Source organism: Streptomyces sp. NPDC005648, from assembly GCF_040605395.1.
Classification (GTDB): Bacteria; Actinomycetota; Actinomycetes; order Streptomycetales; family Streptomycetaceae; genus Streptomyces.
In genome coordinates this window covers 13,459-31,419 of the sequence record NZ_JBEXCS010000110.1, presented here as the reverse complement: position 1 = coordinate 31,419, position 17,961 = coordinate 13,459, and the positions used below count along the sequence as shown (strand labels likewise).

Sequence of the window (17,961 nt, the reverse complement as noted above, 5' to 3'; positions counted from 1 at the left end):
CCCTCGTACTGGTTGTACGTGGGTTTTCGCCCGGTGCGGCGAGAGTGCGTGCCAGGCGTCGCCCGGCAGGCGGGACTTTCGCAACACGCCCTAGGCGCTCCGCGGCAAGGGCCGCGATGTGCCGTCGTTCCGCCCCGGCGTGCTGCGTACGAGGGTCAGGCGGTGCGGCCCCTGAGGAAGATCCGGGCCGTCTCCGTCACCCGGCGTCCCAGGTGTTCGGCGGTCTGGACGTCCGCCTTGTGGACGGCCTCCGGGCCCTCGTCGACGTTGGTCTGAGCGGCGGCGCCGGCGAAGACGCCGAGGCGGTTGAGGTCGTGCTCGCTGCCCTCGCTGTTGTTCCAGCCGGGGTGCAGGCCGAGATTGACCCAGTGCATGCCGTGCTGGCCGGCGAGGATCTGGAAGAACTGCAGGGTGTGCAGCTTGTCGCCGCTCTTTGAGCCGGAGTTGGTGAAGCCGGCCGCCAGCTTGTCCTTCCAGTCCTGCCCGAACCAGCGCTTCGAGGACGCCTCGGCGAAGACGTGGAAGGCGCCGGACGCGGTGCCCATGTAGGTCGGCGAGCCGAAGACGATGGCGTCCGAGCCGTCCAGCAGCGCCCACTGCTCGTCCGTGATCCCGTCGACGTCGACCAGATGCGCCTCGGCACCCGCCTCGACGGCACCTGCGCGGACGGCCTCCGCGAGCACGGCGGTGTGACCGTAGCCGGAGTGGTAGGCGATGGAGACAACAGGGGTGGTCACGATGAGTACTCCTGGGATGAGCTTCGCAGCCAATGACCAGCTCATTGACAGTAACGAAAGGAAAGCACTAACTCCTGGTTAGTGCAACCTGTCGGTTAGCGCTGCGTTCGAGTACGCTTGTGCTATGGACAGCACGCAGGAGCGCCCGTTGGCGCACGACCTACCGTTCAACGTGTTCGCCAAGGCGTGTCCCTCGCGCGGCACGCTGGAGCACGTCACGGGGCGCTGGGGCGGGCTGACGCTGGGCGCCCTCCACGAGGGACCCCTGCGCTTCAACGAGCTGCGCCGCCGTGTCGACGGCGTCAGCGAGAAGATGCTGTCCCAGACGCTGCACGCGCTGGAGCGCGACGGTCTGGTGCACCGCGAGGCCCAGCCGACGAACCCGCCCCGCGTGGACTACGAACTCACCCCGCTCGGCCATGAGGTCGCCGAGCGGCTGCTGGGCCTGATCCATCTGCTGGAGAGCAGCATGGGCGAGGTCCTCGCCTCCCGCGAGCGCTACGACGAGACGCGCGGCGCCCTCTGACAGCGCGGGCAGAAGTAACTGGACCGATTCATCCAGGGCCGCCTGCTCATCGGCGTACCGCACCTCTTGCACGGCAGTCCCTCCCGGCCGTACGCGTCGAGCGAGCGGTCGAAGTACCCGGACTCTCCGTTGACGTTGACGTAGAGGCTGTCGAAGCTGGTGCCGCCCACGGCGAGCGCCGCGTTCATCACCTCCCGTACATGGCCGAGGAGTTCGGCCGTGCGCGGGCGGGTGAAGCCGGCCGTCGGGCGCTCGTAGTGCACGCGGGTGCGCCAAAGGGCCTCGTCCGCGTAGATGTTGCCGACTCCGCTGATCAACGACTGGTCCAGCAGGGCCCGTTTGATCGTGGTCCGCTTGCGGCGCAGGGCCTGGTGGAAGGCCTCGTCGTCGAAGAGCGGGTCGAGGGGGTCGCGGGCGATGTGCGCGATGACGTCGGGCAGTCCGTCGGGTGTGTTGTCGTGCAACGACAGTCCGCCGAAGGTGCGTTGGTCGACGAAGCGGAGTTCGGTGGCCAGGGCGTCGGCGAAGCGGACGCGGATGCGCAGGTGCTTCTCGTCGGGGGCCGTGTCCGGCTGGACCAGGAGCTGGCCGCTCATGCCCAGGTGCGCCAGGATCGACTGGTGGGTGTCCTCCAGGGGCAGCCACAGATACTTGCCGCGACGGCTCGGGACACCGACGCGGTGGCCCTTGAGGCGGTGCGCGAAGTCGTCGGCGCCGGCGATGTGACGCCGTACGGCACGCGGGTGGAGCACCTCGGCGTCGGCGACCACACGGTGGGCGACCCACCGCTCCAGACCGCGCCGGACGACCTCGACCTCGGGCAACTCGGGCACGTCTCTCCTTCTGCTCGGTCTGCCGCTTCCGGGCATCGGACGCCGGCCCGGGGCAGGGTATCCGCAGCCTAACCCGGTCCCGCCGTCGCTCCGCCGGGCCGTCGGACAGGAGGCGGCCGTCGGTGGTGAGCCCCCTGGTCAGCGGGGTGTCGGCCTCGTCCGCACGGCCCTGGGCGCGAAGCACCTGGGCGGGGTCCCGCAGCGCATACCGGTCAGCGGGGCGCCGGCCTCGTCCGCACGGCCTCGGGCGCGAAGCACCTCGGCGAGGCCCGCGCAGCGCATACCGGTCACCGCGGTCGAGGAGCACGCGCGGTCCCTCGGTCCGGCCGAGCCGCTCGAGCGGCTCGCGGTGGCGGCGGGTCGTCGCCGCCGGCACGGGCGAGCAGCGCGACGGCCCGCCCGGGCTGGCCTCGCACCACGAGGGCGTCCACCAGGGTCGCCGATGCGCGCGTCGGCCGGCGCCCGCGTGAGGAGGGCGCTCAGATCGGCGGCGAGTTCGTCCGTATCCGACACCGGGTGGGCGACCGCTTCCGGAAGCTGTTCGCCCTCGGCGCTGGTACGCCCTGGATGAACCGAGCGCCCGCCCCATGACCGGGGCGGGCGCTCGGGACGCGCTGTTCGTCAGGCAGAGACGGAGGTGGGGCCTTCTTCATCGGCCTCGGCGGCCTTCTCGGCCGCCGCCCGCTTGGCTCGCTCGTCCGCCGCGGCCCGGATGGACCGCCACGCGGACTCGGCGGCCTGCTGCTCCGCCTCCTTCTTGCTGCGGCCGGTGCCGGTGCCGTACGAGACGCCTCCGACGCGGGCGGCAGCAGTGAAGGTCTTCTCGTGGTCGGGGCCGGTCTCCGTGACGAGGTACTCGGGCACGCCGAGGCTCTCGGTCGCGGTGAGCTCCTGGAGGCTGGTCTTCCAGTCCAGGCCGGCTCCGAGGTTCGAGGACTTCTCGATCAGCGGGTCGAACAGGCGGTGCACCAGTTCGGAGGCCGCGTCGAGGCCCTGATCGAGATAGACCGCGCCGATCACCGCTTCCAGGGTGTCGGCGAGGATGGACGCCTTGTCCCGGCCGCCCGTGCCCTCTTCACCCCGGCCGAGCCGGATGAAGGAGCCGAGTTCCAGGCCGCGACCGACCTCCGCCAGCGCACGCGAATTGACCACCGCGGCCCGCAGCTTGGCCAGTTGGCCCTCGGGCAGGTCGGGGTGGGTGTTGTACAGCGTGTCCGTGACGACCAGGCCGAGCACGGAGTCCCCGAGGAACTCCAGCCGCTCGTTGGTCGGCAGACCGCCGTTCTCGTACGCGTACGAACGGTGGGTCAGCGCTCGCACCAGAAGGGCGGACTCGAGCTTGTACCCGAGCCGCCCTTCCAGAAGCGTGTGGGACGAGGCCGTGCTGTCCGCTTTCTTCTTGGCGGGTAGGTCCGCCATGGCGTCATCCGCCTTCTTGGCAGTGGACACGGTGCCTCTCACCAGCCGCTCAGACCTCGAGGACCTGGCGCTTGTTGTAGGTGCCGCAAGACGGGCACGCAATGTGCTGCAGCTTGGGCTCGTGGCAGCGCTCGCACGCAACCAGGGTGGGGACCGCAGCCTTCCACTGCGACCGGCGGTGGCGCGTGTTGCTGCGCGACATCTTCCGCTTCGGAACAGCCACGGCTACTTCTCCTGCTTCTCGTCGACGCCCGCTTCCGCGTCAGCGCCGCTCATCTTGTCCTTCTCGCCGTCTCCGAGTGAACCGGCGAGTCCCTGCAGTGCCGCCCAACGGATGTCGACGGCGTCATGGTGGTGGTCCGGGTCGTCCGCCAGCCGTGCTCCGCACGCGGAGCACAGACCCGGGCAGTCTTCCTGGCACACCGGCTGCATCGGCAGTGCGAGCACCACCGCGTCCCGCAGCACGGGTTCGAGGTCGAACAGGCCGTCCTCGATGAAGAGCCTGTCCTCGTTTTCTGCGGATTCCCCGGCGTCGTCGACCGGCTCCGCCTTGGGGCGGCCCCGGTCATCGGCGTCAGGGTACGAGAACATCTCCTGGAATTCCGCTTCGACGTCCAGCTGAAGCGGCTCCAGACACCTTACGCACTCCCCCTCGGCCTGTGCACGGGCGGTGCCTGTGACAAGCACACCTTCCATGACCGACTCGAGCCGGAGTTCGAGCTCCACCGGGGCGCCTTCCGGCACTCCGACGACCCCCTGGATACCGAGATCCTTGGGAGCGTCGATCGAGCGGGTCAGCCGCTGCAGCGCACCAGGACGCCGACCCAGCTCGTGTGTGTCGAACACGAGAGGGTTTCGATGGTCGAGGCGAGCGTTGGGGGCCATTCCTGCTTTCGATCTTCGAGCTCAGAGGGACGCTGCCCTACGGTGTCCCCGGGCAGCGTTGATCGCGGACGTACGCGCGACCGAAGAGCCAGGATACTGGACCTTTCGCTCACGGCCCAATCCGGTGCTCCCTTACTGGCCGCGCCCCTGCTCGTAGGCCCTCAGCTGCTCCGGAGTGATCATGCCGGTGTCGAAGAGACTGGTCTCGTCGAGGGCGTACGACTGCTGCGGCTGATGGGCTTGGTGGCCCTGGTGGGCCTGCTGCGTCTGATGGGCCTGGCTGGGGTCGTACACCGCGTGCTGGCCGGTGTCGTAGCCCTGGTAGGCGTACGGGTCGGCCTGCTGGTAGCCGTAGGCGTCCTGCTGGCCGTACGCCTGTTGCTGGTAGCCGCCCGCGTAGGCGTCGCCCTGCTGCTGGTAGCCGTACGCCGGCTCCGGCTGGGCGTAGTCCGGCTGCTGGGCGGCCTGCTGCTCGGCCGCGGCGGCGGTGTCCCGCTCGGCGAGCGCGGCGAGGTCGGCCAGGTAGTCGGCGTCGCTGGAGTGCTGGAAGGACGTGGTGTCGTCGGCGAGGGCGCTGAGGTCGTCGGTGGCGATACGGCCGTGCAGCTTCTGCCGGCCGCGGCCGACCGCCTCCAGGGTCTTGGCCAGGACCGCCTCGAAGGCGCCCAGCTTGGCGTCCACATAGGCGTCGGCGTCCTTGCGCAGGGTCTCCGGGTCGTGGCTGCGCTCGGGGGCGTCCTCGTCCTCGTAGCCCTGCTCGTCGAGGCCCGGACCGGTGCCGAGCAGCTTCTCGCGGCCGCGGCCGACCGAGCCGAGGGTCTTGGTGAGGACGACCTCGAAGTTGGCGAGCTTGGAGTCGACGTAGTCGTCGGCCTCGGCCCGGACCTCCTCGGCCTCCTGGCGGGCCTCGGCGAGGATCCGGTCGGCCTCGGCCTGGGAGCGGCGGGCGATCTCGGTGTCGGAGATCAGTGTGCCGCGCTGGGCGTGCGCGCTCTGGATGATCTGCTCGGCCTCCTGGCGGGCCTGCTCGACCATCTGGTCACGGCCGCCAATCAGCTCCTGGGCCTGCGCGAGGGAGCCGGGCAGCGCCTCGCGCACCTCTTCGAGCAAGGCGAGCAGTTCGGCGCGGTTGACCACGCACGAGGCCGACATGGGCATCGACCGGGCACCGGACACCGCGGTCACGATCTCGTCGAGCTTCTTCTGCACGTCCACCGTGTGCTCGCCACTCTCTACCGATGTGTCGGACTACCGACGTGTTGGAGACGGACGGGACGACTGTAGCCCCATCGGCATCAGTGGACCGTCAGTCGCCCGGCGCTTGCCCATCAGTCCTTGCGCAGGCGCTTGTTGAGGGCTTCCAGGACCAGCGGCGGAACCAGGTGGGAGACGTCCCCGCCCCAGGTGGCGACCTCCTTGACGAGCGAGGAGGACAGGAAGCTGTAGGTGGGGTTGGTCGGCACGAAGAGCGTCTCGACGCCCGACAGGCCGTTGTTCATCTGGGCCATCTGCAGCTCGTAGTCGAAGTCGCTGACGGCCCGCAGGCCCTTGACGATGGCCGGGATGTCGCGCTGCTTGCAGTAGTCGACGAGAAGGCCGTGGAAGGCCTCCACGATCACGTTGCCGTACTCGGCGGTGACCTCGCGGATCAGGTCGATCCGCTCGTCGATCTCGAACAGGCCCTTCTTGGACTTGTTGATCATCACCGCGACATACACCTCGTCGTACAGACGGGAGGCGCGGGAAATGATGTCGAGGTGTCCGTTGGTGATCGGGTCGAACGACCCGGGACAGACGGCGCGGCGCACTTGTGATCCCTCGCTCTCCGGTCCGGTCATCGTGCGTCTTCGCACGTAGAGGCGGCGCGACCGTACCAAAACGTTCCCTCGCCGTAGCGCCGGGCCCGGATCGCTTCAAAGCCGTCCGGCCACCGGAAATCACCGCCTCTGGTGCTGCGCTCCACGGTGACGAGGGCCTCCGGCGCTAGCCAGTGTTCGGTGCGGAGTGTGAGGAGAATCTCGCGAAGATCGTGATCCGTGACTCGGTACGGAGGGTCGAGGAAGACGAGCTCGTACGGGGCCGTCGGCGCCGACTGGATGATCTGCTCGGCCTTGCCCGCCCTGACCTCCGCGCCGGGGAGCCCGAGGGCTTTGACGTTCTCCCTGATGACGCGGGCGGCCCTCGCGTCGGCCTCGACGAGGAGGGTGTGGCTCGCGCCCCGGGAGAGGGCTTCCAGCCCCACGGCCCCCGAGCCGGCGTACAGGTCCAGGACCCGTTCGCCCTGGAGGGGGCCGCCGAGGAGGGACTGCCAGGTGGAGAAGAGGCCCTCGCGTGCGCGGTCGGAGGTGGGACGGGTGCCGTTGCCGGGCGGGACCGCCAGTCGACGGCCGCCGGCTGCTCCGGCGATCACGCGGGTCATCTTCGGTTCCTCGGTTGTGGACGGCTACGGGTTCATTGTGGCTGGTCGCCATCGCGCGGCGGTAGCCGCACCTTCGACACGGCCCCGCGCCCCCGGGCGGAGTCTCCCTCAGCCCTTTTCCAGGTACTGCTCCCTCTCCTCGTCCAGAAGGGCGTCCAGGGCCGTGCGCAGGCCCGGCAGCTGCTCCAGTTCCGGGTCCGCCGCCACGACCGCCGCCGCCTCCTCCCGCGCCTCCGCGATGACCTCCTCGTCCTCGATGACCGCGAGGACCTTCAGGCTGGTGCGCGCCCCCGACTGGGCCTGGCCCAGGACATCGCCCTCCCGGCGCTGTTCGAGGTCGATACGGGAGAGTTCGAAGCCGTCGAGGGTGGAGGCGACGGCGTTCAGGCGCTGGCGGGCCGCGCTCGCCTCCGGCATCTCGCTGACCAGGAGGCACAGGCCCGGTGCGGAGCCTCGGCCCACCCGGCCGCGGAGCTGGTGGAGCTGGGAGACGCCGAAGCGGTCGGCGTCCATGATGACCATGGCGGTGGCGTTCGGGACGTTGACACCCACCTCGATGACCGTGGTGGCGACCAGGACGTCGGTGTCGCCCGCGGCGAAGCGGCGCATGACCGCGTCCTTGTCGTCGGGGTGCATACGGCCGTGCAGGACCTCCACGCGCAGGCCGTGCAGGGGCCCCTTGGCGAGCTGGTCGGCGATGTCGAGGACCGCGAGCGGGGGGCGCTTCTCCGCCTCGTCCTCCGGGGACTTCTTCCGGCCCGCCTTCTTCGGGTCGTCGTCCTCGTCGCCGATGCGGGGGCAGACGACGTACGCCTGATGGCCGTTGCCCACCTCCTCGCGGACCCGCTCCCAGGCGCGGGCCAGGAAGTGGGGCTTGTCGGCGGCCGGGACGACATGGCTGGCGATCGGGGAGCGGCCGGCGGGGAGCTGGTCGAGGACCGAGGTCTCCAGGTCGCCGAAGACCGTCATGGCGACGGTGCGGGGGATCGGCGTCGCCGTCATGACGAGCAGGTGGGGCGGCTGCTTGCCCTTGCCGCGCAGGGCGTCCCGCTGTTCGACGCCGAAGCGGTGCTGTTCGTCGACCACGACCAGGCCGAGGTCGTGGAACTGGACCTTGTCCTCGATCAGCGCGTGGGTGCCGATCACGATCCCGGCCTCGGCGGTGGCCAGGTCGAGCATGGCCTGACGGCGGGCCGCCGTGCCCATGGAGCCGGTGAGGAGCACCACCTTGGTGGCGTGCTCGGTGCCGCCCAGCATTCCGCCCTCGGCCAGGTCGCCCATCATCTCGACGATCGAGCGGTGGTGCTGCTGGGCGAGCACCTCGGTGGGCGCGAGCATGGCCGCCTGGCCGCCCGCGTCGACGGTGGCGAGCATGGCGCGGAGGGCCACCATCGTCTTGCCTGATCCGACCTCGCCCTGCAGCAGCCGGTGCATCGGATGCTCGGTCGCCAGGTCGTCGAAGATCTCCTTCGAGACCTTCCGCTGGCCCTCGGTGAGGGTGAAGGGGAGGCGGTCGTCGAAGGCGGTGAGAAGGCCGTCGGGCTTGGGCCTGCGGGCCACTGCCGGGAGTTGGGCGTCGGCGTGGCGGCGGCGGGCGAGGGCGACCTGGAGGACGAAGGCCTCGTCCCACTTGAGGCGGGAGCGGGCGTCCTCGATGTCGGCCTTGGTCTGCGGACGGTGGATCTTGAGGAGGGCCTCGGGGAGGGTGACCAGGCCGCGGCCGTCGCGGAGGGCGGCGGGGAGGGGGTCGACGGCTTCCTGGGCACTGGGCAGGACCGTCTGGATCGCCTTGCCGATCTTCCAGGACTCCAGCTTGGCGGTGGCGGGGTAGATCGGGATGAGGGCGCCGGCCCAGGTCTCGACCGTCTCCTCGCTGTCGCCTCGTAGCAACTCGTAGGCGGGATGGGCGAGTTGCAGACGGCGGTTGAAGACGGAGGCCTTGCCCGCGAACATCGCGCGGGTGCCCGGCAGGAGCTCCTTGTGGGGCTTGTGGACGCCATGGCCGAAGAAGACCAGCTGGAGCCGGCCGCTGCCGTCGGTGATGGTGACCTCGAGACGCTGGCCCTTGCCGCGGGGGGCCTTGGCGGAGGCGAAGGTGTGCAGGCGGGCGTCGGCGACCATCGCGACCACCGTGACGTGCTCGTCCAGGGGGAGGTCGGCGAGGTGGGTGAGCTGGCCGCGCTCCTCGTATCTGCGCGGGTAGTGGTGCAGGAGGTCGCCGACGGTGTGCAGGCCGAGGCTCTCGGCCATCACCTTCGCGGTGGGTGGTCCGAGCACCTTCTTCAGTGGTTCTTCCAGTGCGGGCACGAGATCCATTGCACACCACCCCACTGACAATCCCGTATACGTCTCGGGAAAGTCCTGGTCAGGCGGGCTGTTCCGGCTCTAGGATGGCGCGCTCCGGCCATCCCCCGCGGTCACCGCCCCATCCGGGACCGCCCGACCCCGCGCCGACCGCACGTCCCCCCACCGGCGCTGCGACGATGGATTCCCAGACCTCACAGTCATCCCAGACACCTCATACGTTCCAGGTCGACCTGCGTGGCCTGGTGGATCTCCTCTCGCACCACCTCTACTCCAGTCCCAAGGTCTATCTGCGCGAGCTGCTGCAGAACGCCGTGGACGCCATCACCGCCCGGCGTGCCGAGCAGCCCGACGCCCCGGCGCGGGTGCGGCTGTACGCGGAGGCGGGTGCCCTGCGTGTCGAGGACACCGGTATCGGGCTGAGCGAAGCGGACGTGCACAACCTGCTCGCCACCATCGGGCGCAGTTCCAAGCGCGCCGAGGGCATCCAGGAGGTCCGCTCGGACTTCCTCGGGCAGTTCGGCATCGGACTGCTCGCCTGTTTCGTGGTGGCCGAGCGGATCCGCGTGGTCAGCCGCAGCGCCCGCACCCCGGACGCGGCACCCGTGGAGTGGATGGCGAGCGACGACGGCTCGTACACCGTACGGACGCTGCCGCCCGACGCCCGGCCCGAACCGGGCACCACCGTGCACCTGGTGGCCCGGGCGGGTGCCCGGGAGTGGCTGACCCCGGAGCGGGTGCTCACGCTGGCCCGGGACTTCGGGTCGCTGCTGCCCTACGACGTCCGGGTCGGTGACGAGTCGGTCACCGATCTGCCGGCGCCCTGGGACCGCTCGTACCCCTCCCCCGCCAACCGGCGCGTGGCGCTGGCCCGGCACTGCCACGAACTGTTCGGCTTCACCCCGCTGGACTCGATCGAGCTGAACGTGCCGCTGGCCGGGATCCGGGGCGTGGCGTACGTACTGCCGTCGGCGGTGAGTCCCGCCCAGCGGGCCACCCACCGGGTGCATCTGAAGGGCATGCTCCTGACGGAGCGGGCCGAACAGCTGCTGCCCGACTGGGCGTTCTTCGTGCGGTGCGTGCTGGACACCGACAGTCTGCGGCCCACGGCCTCGCGCGAGTCGCTTTACGAGGACGAGACCCTGGCGGCCGTACGGGAGGCGCTAGGGGAGCGGATCCGGTCCTGGCTGACCGGGCTCGCGGCCGGGGATCCGGAACGGCTCGGGGCCTTTCTGTCGGTGCACTACCTGGGCGTGAAGTCCCTGGCGCGGCACGACAGGGAGATGCTGCGGACGATGCTGCCGTGGCTGCCCTTCGAGACGACCGACGGGCGGCTGTCCCTGGAGGAGTTCGCCCAGCGGCACCCGGTGGTGCACTTCACCCGGACCGTCGAGGAGTACCGGCAGGTCGCTCCGATCGCCTCCGCGCAGGGCGTCGGGGTGGTCAACGGCGGTTACACCTACGACAGCGAGCTGGTCGAGGCCCTGCCGTCGGTGCGGCCGGGGACGGTGGTCGCCGAGCTGGACGCGGACACCGTGACGGCCCATCTGGACGGTGTCGACGCGGCGGAGGAGCTGGCGCTGTCCGGCTTCCTCGCGGCGGCGCGGGCCAAACTCGACCCCTTGGGATGCGATGTGGTCCTGCGGGCCTTCCATCCGCTCTCCGTGCCCGCGCTGCACCTGGACGACCGCTCGGCCCGGCACGAACAGGCCCGGGCGGAGGCCGAGGAGCAGGCCGACGACCTGTGGGCGGGGATCCTGGGCTCGCTGCGGGGCAGCGCCCCCCGCGCGCGTCTGGTGCTCAACCACCTCAACCCGCTGGTCCGCAGGATCAGTTCACTGGGTGACGCGGAACTGATCGGCACCGCCACCGAGTCCCTCTACGGACAGGCGCTGCTGATGGCCCAGCGGACGCTGCGGCCGGCGGACACCGCGCTGCTGAACCGGGCGTTCATCGGGTTGCTGGAGTGGGCGACCCACGGCGAATCCGATGCGACGGGCAACTCCTCGGGGGGCGTTCACTGATGGGCGAGATCACGGACTTCGACTCCCTGCGCCGGGCGATGGCGGAGAACGGCGAGCGCCCGGAGGGGCCCGCTCGCAACGCGCGCGCGGAGCAGCTCCTCGCCGAGGCCGAGAAGCTGGGCGTCCCGCTCGCCGTGATCGAGGCGCTCGGACACCAGCTGAAGGTCTACAACTACAGCTCCGAGAAGGACAAGATGTTCGTCCCCTTCGCGCGACTGCTGCGCATGTGGGACGAGCGGCCCGAGGACTTCGACGAGTACGAGACGCACTCGCTCCACTGGGTCTTCAAGTGGGTGTCGGCGGGCATGCTCGACCAGCCGCACGTCCCGCTCGCCTCGATCGAGAAGTGGCTCGGCGAGATGGAACACCGCTACCGGCTCGCCGGACACTCCGAACGGGCCGTGCGCAGCGCCGAGTTCAGTGTGGCCGCGCATGTCGGTGACATCCCGCGCGCGGAGCGGGCGTACACGGCGTGGCTGGCCGCGGACCGGGACACCATGGCCGACTGCCACGCCTGCGAGCTGCACGGTCAGGGCTGGTGGCAGGCCGAGCGGGAGCGGGACGCGGAGGCGCTGCTGCTGTGGCGGCCGGTCCTGGAGGGCGAGTTCACCTGCGCGCACGAGCCGCACACGGTGCTGGCGTCGTCCCTGCTCCCCCTGCTGCGCCTCGGCCGCGTCGACGAGGCGCGCGCCAACCACCTCCGGGGTTTCCGGCTGGTGCGGTCCATGGAGAGCATGCGGGGCGCGTACGCCGACCATGTGGAGTTCTGCGCGCTGACCGGGAACGAGGCGCGCGGCCTGGAGCTGCTGGCGGAGCGGCCCGCGTACTTCACGGACACCGGGCATCCGCGCAGCCGTCTGGACTTCCTCGCCGTGGTCACACTGCTCATGGACCGCCTGGTCGAGCGCGGCCTGGGCGACCGCGAGGTGCCGGGACCGGCCGGCCGCGCCTGGACCGCGCGGGAACTGGCCACGCACGCGCGTGCGGAGGCTCTCGCGCTGGCGGCGCGCTTCGACGAGCGCAACGGGACCTCGCACATCAGTGAGCGGGCCCGCGCGCGTATGGCGCAGCCTCCGCTGGCGGACCGGCTGCCGCTGGGGGTCCGCGCGGTACGCCGGGTCTCCCCGCCCCCCGCCCCGGCGCCGGTCGAGGCGCCGCCGGCCGAGCCCGACCTCTCCGCCCTGCTGGCCGAGGCCCGGCGGCTGTCGGACGCTCTGCGGCCGAACGCGGTCGAGGCGTGGGCGGCGGTCTCCCGGGCCGCCGAGGGCGTCGCACTGGACGCCCACGACCGGGCGGAGATCGTCGATCACGAGGCGATGGACCGGGGCCCCGAGGGCGCCGAGCTCTTCGAGCGGGCCGCCGCGCTGTACGCGGAGGCGGGCGACCTGGGAGAGGCGCTGGCGGCACGCACGCGTGCGGCGTACGTACGCGCCCTGACCGGTGAGGTGTCCGAGGCCCTGACGGCGGTCGCGGAGCCCTACGACGAGGTCCTGGCGCTGTACGCCGACGACGCGACGGGGGTGCGGCAGACGGCGTCGGTGCTGATGGGGCGGGCGCGGGTGCTGATGCGGTGCGTGCAGGAGGCGTCCGAGGCGGCGGACGGCGACTTCGCGGAGGGGGCCGGCCTGCCGTCCGCGGAAACGGTTCTGGACGATGCCGAGAGCGCTGTCCGTGAGCTGCTCGCGCTGGTCGGCGGATACGTCGGCGACGATGTGCGGATCGCCTCACGGGAGGCGGAGGCGCGGGCCATGCTGGCCGAGCTCGCCGTGCGCCGGGGCGACCTGGAGGGGGCCGTCGAGCTGTTCAGGCGGGCCTCGGCCGGGTTCGTGGGGGCCGGGCTGCCGTGGTTCGCGGTGGAGTACGAGGCCCGGCTGGCCGGACTGGCCCACCATCTGGGCGACATCACGGAGACCGAGCGGGCGCTGCGGGCGGCCCTGGAGCACGGCGGGGCCCAGCTGGAGGCCGTCGGACGGGCCCAACTGCACCTCCAGCTGGCCGAGGTGATCGGCGGCCGGGGGCTGGCCGTGGAGGCCGCCGAGCACGCCCTGGAGGCGGCGCACTGGGCCGACGAGGCAGGCGAGGGGCCGACCCTCGGCGCCTGGGCCCGGCACCAGCTGGGCGGGCTGCTGCTGCGGCAGGGCCGGTGGGCCGAGGCCGCCGAGGTGCTGGAGTCGGCGCTGCCCGACCTGAGCGTCGACACCCACGGCGACGGCGCGGTCGTACAGGCGCAGTGGTGGCTCGGCGACTGCCTCAGCGAGCTGGGCGAGCACCGGGAGGCGGCCGAACGGCGGCTGCGGGCCGCCGAGATCGCCCGGCACTGGCCCGAACAGCACGACCACGCGACCCTCGCCCACCTCGCCGCGGAGTCCCTGGGAGCCGCCAAACTGCACGACGAGGCGGACCGGGCGTACACGCGCGCGGGCGAGCTCTGGCGCTCGCTCGGCAACGTCCACGGGCTCGTACGGTCCCTGCGCGCCCGCGCGTGGCTGGCGCTGCGGGCGGAGGACGGGGCCGACAGGGCACGGGAGTTGATGGCGGCGGCGGTCGGCGAGTGCGAGACGGTCCTGGGCGCGGGCGAGGCCGACGAGGAGACCCGGGAGCGGCTGGTCGCCGAACTCGGCCACACCCACCGCCAGTTCGGCGACCTGCTGGCCCGCTCGGCCGCGGAGGACGCCGACGACGACGCGATCCGGGCCACGCTGGAGGAGGCCCTGGCGCAGATCGGCGAGGCGGTCGTGGTGTTCGCCGCCCTCGGCGACGACGCCCTCGACAGCCGCACCGGCGCCGAACTCGCCGCGGGCTGGCTGGAGTCCGACCTCAGCCGCCCCGGCCACGCCGCGACACGCGCACGTGCGGTACTCGCGGCCTACGACGGCGCCGGGGACGCCGAAGAGACGGCGCAGGAGCGCCGGGCAGAGGCACGGCAACTGCTGCAGGTGGTGAAGGAACAGGGGGCGGAGGCCGAATAGACGACCGTCCCCCTCGACAGCCGCACCGACGCCGAACTCGCCGCAGGCCGGCTGAAGTCCGACCTCAGCCGCCCCGGCCACACCGCGACACGCGCACGTGCGGTACTCGCGGCTGCTGCAGGTGGTGAAGGAGCAGCGGGCGGAGGCCGACCAGACGACCACAGGCACGAACGCCGGAAGCACGGGCCGCACCGACGCCGAACTCGCCCCGGGCCGGCTGAAGTCCGACCTCAGCCGCCCCGGCCACACCGCGACACGCGCACGTGCGGTAATCACGGCTGCTGCAGGTGGTGAAGGAGCAGCGGGCGGAGGCCGCATAGACGACCACAGGCACGAACGCCGGAAGCACGGGCCGCACCGACGCCGAACTCGCCGCAGGCCGGCTGAAGTCCGACCTCGGCCGCCCCGGCCACGCCGCGACACGCGCACGTGCGGTACTCGCGGCCTACGACGGCGCGGGAGCGCCGGGCGGAAGAGGGAGCGGGAGCGGGGAGCTGCGCGGGGGCGGCCTCGCCGGTGTCCGGTGGCTATTCGACGCCGATCAGCAGCAGGGCTCCCTGCCGGCCGCCCCGGTACACGACCGTGTCGACGGCGAGGTACGACTCACGCACGCGTGCCTCCAGGCGGGCGGCCACGGACTCCGGGGCCTCGTCGCCGAGGACGATGGTCACCAGTTCGCCGCCGGCCTGGAGCATGCGGTCCAGGACGGTCTCCGCGGCCGCGATGACGTCCGAGCCGATCACGGCCACATCGCCGTCGATGAGCCCGAGCACGTCGCCGGCCTGGCAGATGCCGGCCATCGTCCAGGACTGGCGCTCGGCGACGGCGACCTCGGCGTAGCGGGTCGCGCCGGCCGCCGACGTCATGGACACCACGTCCTCGTCGAAGCGGCGCTCCGGCTCGTGCACGGCGAGCGCGGCGATGCCCTGGACCGCCGAGCGGGTGGGGATCAGGGCGACCCGGATGCCCTCGGCGCGGGCCTGCTCGGCCGCCGCGGCGGCGGTGTGGCGCAGATCGGCGTCGTTGGGCAGCAGCACGACCTCGCGCGCGTGGGCCCGCCGTACGGCCTCCACGAGCTCCCCGCTGGCGGGCGGCTCCCCGGGGCGCGCGAGGACGGTCGTGGCACCGGCCTCGCCGTACAGCCCGGCCAGGCCCTCGCCGGGCACCACGGCCACCACGGCGCGTTGGACCCTGGGCCGGGGCGGCCGTCCGGCGCCGGTGGTGTGGACGTCGCCGGCCCCGAAGTGGGTGATCCGGATCCGGTACGGGCGCCCCGCCTCGACGCCCGCCTCCACGGCGGCGCCCGCGTCGTTTACGTGCACATGTACGTTCCACAGCCCGTCGCCGCCGACGACGACCAGCGAGTCCCCGAGCCCGTCGAGCCGCTCCCGCAGCCGGTCCACGGCCGCGTCCCGGGCCTCCAGGAGATAGATCACCTCGAAGGCGGGCCCGCCCTCTCCCAGGGCCGAGTCACACTCCTCGGCGACGAGCAGGCCTCCGACACCGGTCGTATCGGCTTCGCCTTCGCTCTCAACCGCGACGCCCGCGTGCGCCGCACCCGCGTCCGGGCCCGCGAGCCCCACGCGCGCGTGCCCCCCGGAAGCCACGGTGCCGGAGCCACCCCCCGGCGCCTCCCCCGTGAACGTCTCCACGAGGGCCCCGAGCACCGCCACCAGGCCCCGTCCGCCGGCGTCCACCACGCCGGCGCGGCCCAGTACGGCCAGCTGCCCGGGGGTCGCGGCGAGGGCGGTGCGGGCCCCTTCATAGGCGGCGCGCGCGACCGTCCCGCAGTCGCCCTCGGCACCCTCGGCGGCGTCCGCGGCGGCCGAGGCGACCGACAGGACCGTGCCCTCGACGGGGTGCGCGACGGCCTGGCGGGCCGAGTCGGCCGCGTGACGCAGGGCGAGACGGAGACCGGGGCCGTCGGTGTGAGGCCGCTCACCATCGGCGGCGAGGACCTGCGCCATACCGCGCAGCAGCTGGGCGAGGATCGTCCCGGAGTTCCCCTGCGCCCCTATCAGGGCCCCGTGCGCCATCGCCCGCACGGCGTCGGCCGGCGTCGGCCTACCCGATGCCCGCGGGTCCACCTCATGGGCCGCGAAGACGGCCTCCACCGCGGCGGCGGCCGACTCCATCGTCAGACACAGGTTGGTGCCGGTGTCCCCGTCGGCCACGGGGTACACGTTGATCGCGTCGATCTCCTCACGCGCGCGTCCCAGCGCCTCCAGCGCGAGGCCGCACCAGGAGCGCACCGCGAGAGCATCGAAGAATGTCTGCGGCACCTGCGCCACCTGCGGCCTCCCTGAGCTGCTGGACTGCACGCAGCGTAGAGCAGCCGTGGTAGTTTCGTTCTACTGGCGCAGTCGTTGTATGCTGCTCCGGTTGCCCGATCCGATCGGGCCATTCCCCTGGCAGCGCCACTCAGATCTACGATCCTGATCCCGGCATGCCGGGATCAACCGTAAGTGCATCTGAAGTCTTTGGAGTGACCCGTGGCTGCCAACTGCGACGTCTGCGGCAAGGGCCCGGGCTTCGGCAACAACATCTCGCACTCGCACCGCCGTACGTCCCGTCGCTGGAACCCGAACATCCAGCGCGTGCGTACCGTGGTCGGTGGGACGCCGAAGCGCGTGAACGCTTGCACCTCGTGCATCAAGGCCGGCAAGGTCTCGCGCTGACGCACAGTTAAGCGCGCGGCCACTGCTGGTTCGCTGCACCGAGCCGGTCCACCTCAGGGTGGGCCGGCTTTTTGCCGTGCCCGACCTGACCCCGGCGGTCCCCGCCCCCGCGCGCTGCTCAGCGGGCTGCTCCTGGACGCCGGTCACGCGGTCTCCACACAGCGCCTCCCCGACGGCCTGTACGGCGCCGAGCCGCCCTCCGGGGCCGCGGGCGCCCTCCAGTCCCAGCTCTCGCGTCTGCGCCGCCGTCCGACCCCGCACACGGCGTGGTCCGCCGGCCGCCTTCTTCAAGAGGATCACCGCGAAGTCGGCGACCGCCGTCAAGCTCCCCGAGTACCCCGAGTACCCCGAGTGAGGGCCCACCCGTGATCCACGGGCCCGATCCCCCCGCCGAGCGCGAACCCTGCGGCGATCGCGCCGGTGACGTACTCCTTGGCCGCCGCCACCGCATGCGGCACGGACCGCCCCTTCGCCAGCTGAGAGGCGATCGCCGACGCGAGGGTGCAGCCCGTGCCGTGTGTGTGCCGGTTGTCGAGACGGGGGGCGCGGAACCAGTGCTCCTCGCTGCCGTCGGTGAGCAGATCGACCGCGTCGCCGGGGAGATGACCGCCCTTGACGAGCACCCACTTCGGTCCGTACGACAGCACGGCCGCCGCCGCCTGCCCGAGCTGCTCCTCCGACCCGACCCGTACGCCGGTGAGTTGGGCGACCTCGTCGAGGTTCGGGGTCGCCACGGTCGCCGCCGGCAGCAGCTTCCCGCGCATCGAGTCGAGGGCCGAGTCGGCGAGCAGCGCGTCCCCGTGCTTCGAGACACCGACCGGGTCGACGACGGCCGGCGCGTCCGTCGTGGCGATCAACTCGGCCACGGCCTCGACGAGTTCGGCCGACGCCAGCATCCCGGTCTTCACCGCCTGTACGCCGATGTCGTCGACGACGCTGCGGTACTGGGCCCGCACCGCCTCCACCGGCAGCGGCCAAGCCCCCTGCACACCGAGGGAGTTCTGGGCCGTGACCGCCGTGATCACACTCATGCCGTGCACGCCGAGAGCGAGCATGGTCTTCAGGTCGGCCTGGATCCCGGCCCCTCCGCCGGAGTCGGAGCCGGCGACCGTCAGCACCCTCGGCACGGGGCTCACGACCGGCACGGGGCTCACGACCGGCACGGGG

15 protein-coding genes are annotated in these 17,961 nt (G+C 72.0%); 4 read left to right on the top strand and 11 right to left on the bottom strand.

Annotation, left to right across the window (positions count from 1 at the left end; all coding sequences use genetic code 11):
• Nucleotides 1–155: 155 nt before the first annotated feature.
• The gene (locus ABZT17_RS39305) at nt 156–737 is read right to left on the bottom strand and encodes a flavodoxin family protein (protein WP_356356540.1); all 582 of its coding nucleotides are present in this window, start codon (nt 735–737) and stop codon (nt 156–158) included.
• Nucleotides 738–861: 124 nt separating this feature from the next.
• Here ABZT17_RS39305 and ABZT17_RS39300 point away from each other — a divergent pair, with 124 nt between their 5' ends.
• The gene (locus ABZT17_RS39300; protein ID WP_356356538.1) at nt 862–1,263 is read left to right on the top strand and encodes a helix-turn-helix domain-containing protein; all 402 of its coding nucleotides are present in this window, start codon (nt 862–864) and stop codon (nt 1,261–1,263) included.
• Here ABZT17_RS39300 and mutM read toward each other — a convergent pair.
• From mutM to recG, 8 genes are all read right to left on the bottom strand, one after another.
• Nucleotides 1,236–2,096, bottom strand: coding sequence for a bifunctional DNA-formamidopyrimidine glycosylase/DNA-(apurinic or apyrimidinic site) lyase (gene mutM, locus ABZT17_RS39295; protein WP_356356536.1), 861 nt, complete (start codon nt 2,094–2,096; stop codon nt 1,236–1,238). The two genes, ABZT17_RS39300 and mutM, sit on opposite strands and share 28 nt — an antisense overlap.
• Nucleotides 2,097–2,717: 621 nt before the next feature.
• Nucleotides 2,718–3,557 carry a ribonuclease III gene (rnc, locus tag ABZT17_RS39290; protein WP_356356534.1) on the bottom strand — a complete coding sequence of 280 codons (840 nt, stop codon included), beginning with the start codon at nt 3,555–3,557 and terminating at the stop codon, nt 2,718–2,720.
• Nucleotides 3,558–3,564: 7 nt separating this feature from the next.
• A complete protein-coding gene (rpmF, locus tag ABZT17_RS39285) occupies nt 3,565–3,738 on the bottom strand; it encodes a 50S ribosomal protein L32 (protein ID WP_007493396.1) in 174 nt (57 codons plus the stop codon).
• 2 nt (nt 3,739–3,740) lie between these two features.
• Nucleotides 3,741–4,400 (bottom strand): YceD family protein, encoded by a 660-nt coding sequence (locus ABZT17_RS39280; protein WP_356356532.1) that lies wholly within the window; start codon nt 4,398–4,400, stop codon nt 3,741–3,743.
• 132 nt (nt 4,401–4,532) lie between these two features.
• Nucleotides 4,533–5,615, bottom strand: a complete 1,083-nt coding sequence (locus tag ABZT17_RS39275) for an ATP synthase F0 subunit B (RefSeq protein WP_356356530.1) — start codon at nt 5,613–5,615, stop codon at nt 4,533–4,535.
• Between the two features lie 113 nt (nt 5,616–5,728).
• Nucleotides 5,729–6,208 carry a pantetheine-phosphate adenylyltransferase gene (coaD, locus tag ABZT17_RS39270; protein ID WP_356356544.1) on the bottom strand — a complete coding sequence of 160 codons (480 nt, stop codon included), beginning with the start codon at nt 6,206–6,208 and terminating at the stop codon, nt 5,729–5,731.
• A gap of 26 nt (nt 6,209–6,234) precedes the next feature.
• The gene (gene rsmD / locus ABZT17_RS39265; RefSeq protein WP_356356528.1) at nt 6,235–6,819 is read right to left on the bottom strand and encodes a 16S rRNA (guanine(966)-N(2))-methyltransferase RsmD; all 585 of its coding nucleotides are present in this window, start codon (nt 6,817–6,819) and stop codon (nt 6,235–6,237) included.
• Between the two features lie 108 nt (nt 6,820–6,927).
• Nucleotides 6,928–9,135, bottom strand: a complete 2,208-nt coding sequence (recG, locus tag ABZT17_RS39260; protein WP_356356526.1) for an ATP-dependent DNA helicase RecG — start codon at nt 9,133–9,135, stop codon at nt 6,928–6,930.
• 167 nt (nt 9,136–9,302) lie between these two features.
• Here recG and ABZT17_RS39255 point away from each other — a divergent pair, with 167 nt between their 5' ends.
• Entirely contained in the window at nt 9,303–11,147 is a 1,845-nt protein-coding gene (locus tag ABZT17_RS39255) for an HSP90 family protein (protein WP_356356524.1), read from the top strand.
• Nucleotides 11,147–14,116: a tetratricopeptide repeat protein gene (locus ABZT17_RS39250; RefSeq protein WP_356356522.1), complete on the top strand. Its 2,970-nt coding sequence runs from the start codon at nt 11,147–11,149 to the stop codon at nt 14,114–14,116. Before ABZT17_RS39255 ends, ABZT17_RS39250 begins: the two co-directional genes overlap by 1 nt.
• Nucleotides 14,117–14,643: 527 nt before the next feature.
• Here ABZT17_RS39250 and ABZT17_RS39245 read toward each other — a convergent pair.
• Complete coding sequence (locus ABZT17_RS39245; RefSeq protein ID WP_356356520.1) at nt 14,644–16,407, bottom strand: DAK2 domain-containing protein; 1,764 nt, start codon at nt 16,405–16,407, stop codon at nt 14,644–14,646.
• 201 nt (nt 16,408–16,608) lie between these two features.
• Here ABZT17_RS39245 and rpmB point away from each other — a divergent pair, with 201 nt between their 5' ends.
• Nucleotides 16,609–16,794 (top strand): 50S ribosomal protein L28, encoded by a 186-nt coding sequence (gene rpmB, locus ABZT17_RS39240; RefSeq protein WP_003993230.1) that lies wholly within the window; start codon nt 16,609–16,611, stop codon nt 16,792–16,794.
• 320 nt (nt 16,795–17,114) lie between these two features.
• Here the strand turns inward: rpmB and thiD are convergent, their stop codons facing one another.
• Complete coding sequence (gene thiD, locus ABZT17_RS39235) at nt 17,115–17,930, bottom strand: bifunctional hydroxymethylpyrimidine kinase/phosphomethylpyrimidine kinase (RefSeq protein WP_356356542.1); 816 nt, start codon at nt 17,928–17,930, stop codon at nt 17,115–17,117.
• Nucleotides 17,931–17,961: the final 31 nt, after the last annotated feature.

Excerpts from the sequence above, each read along its gene's own strand:
- ABZT17_RS39280 (WP_356356532.1), bottom strand. The coding sequence starts at position 4,400 with ATGGCCCCCAACGCTCGCCTCGACCATCGAAACCCTCTCGTGTTCGAC.
- ABZT17_RS39250 (WP_356356522.1), top strand. The coding sequence starts at position 11,147 with ATGGGCGAGATCACGGACTTCGACTCCCTGCGCCGGGCGATGGCGGAG.
- rsmD (WP_356356528.1), bottom strand. The coding sequence starts at position 6,819 with ATGACCCGCGTGATCGCCGGAGCAGCCGGCGGCCGTCGACTGGCGGTC.
- ABZT17_RS39300 (WP_356356538.1), top strand. The coding sequence starts at position 862 with ATGGACAGCACGCAGGAGCGCCCGTTGGCGCACGACCTACCGTTCAAC.
- recG (WP_356356526.1), bottom strand. The coding sequence starts at position 9,135 with ATGGATCTCGTGCCCGCACTGGAAGAACCACTGAAGAAGGTGCTCGGA.
- ABZT17_RS39255 (WP_356356524.1), top strand. The coding sequence starts at position 9,303 with ATGGATTCCCAGACCTCACAGTCATCCCAGACACCTCATACGTTCCAG.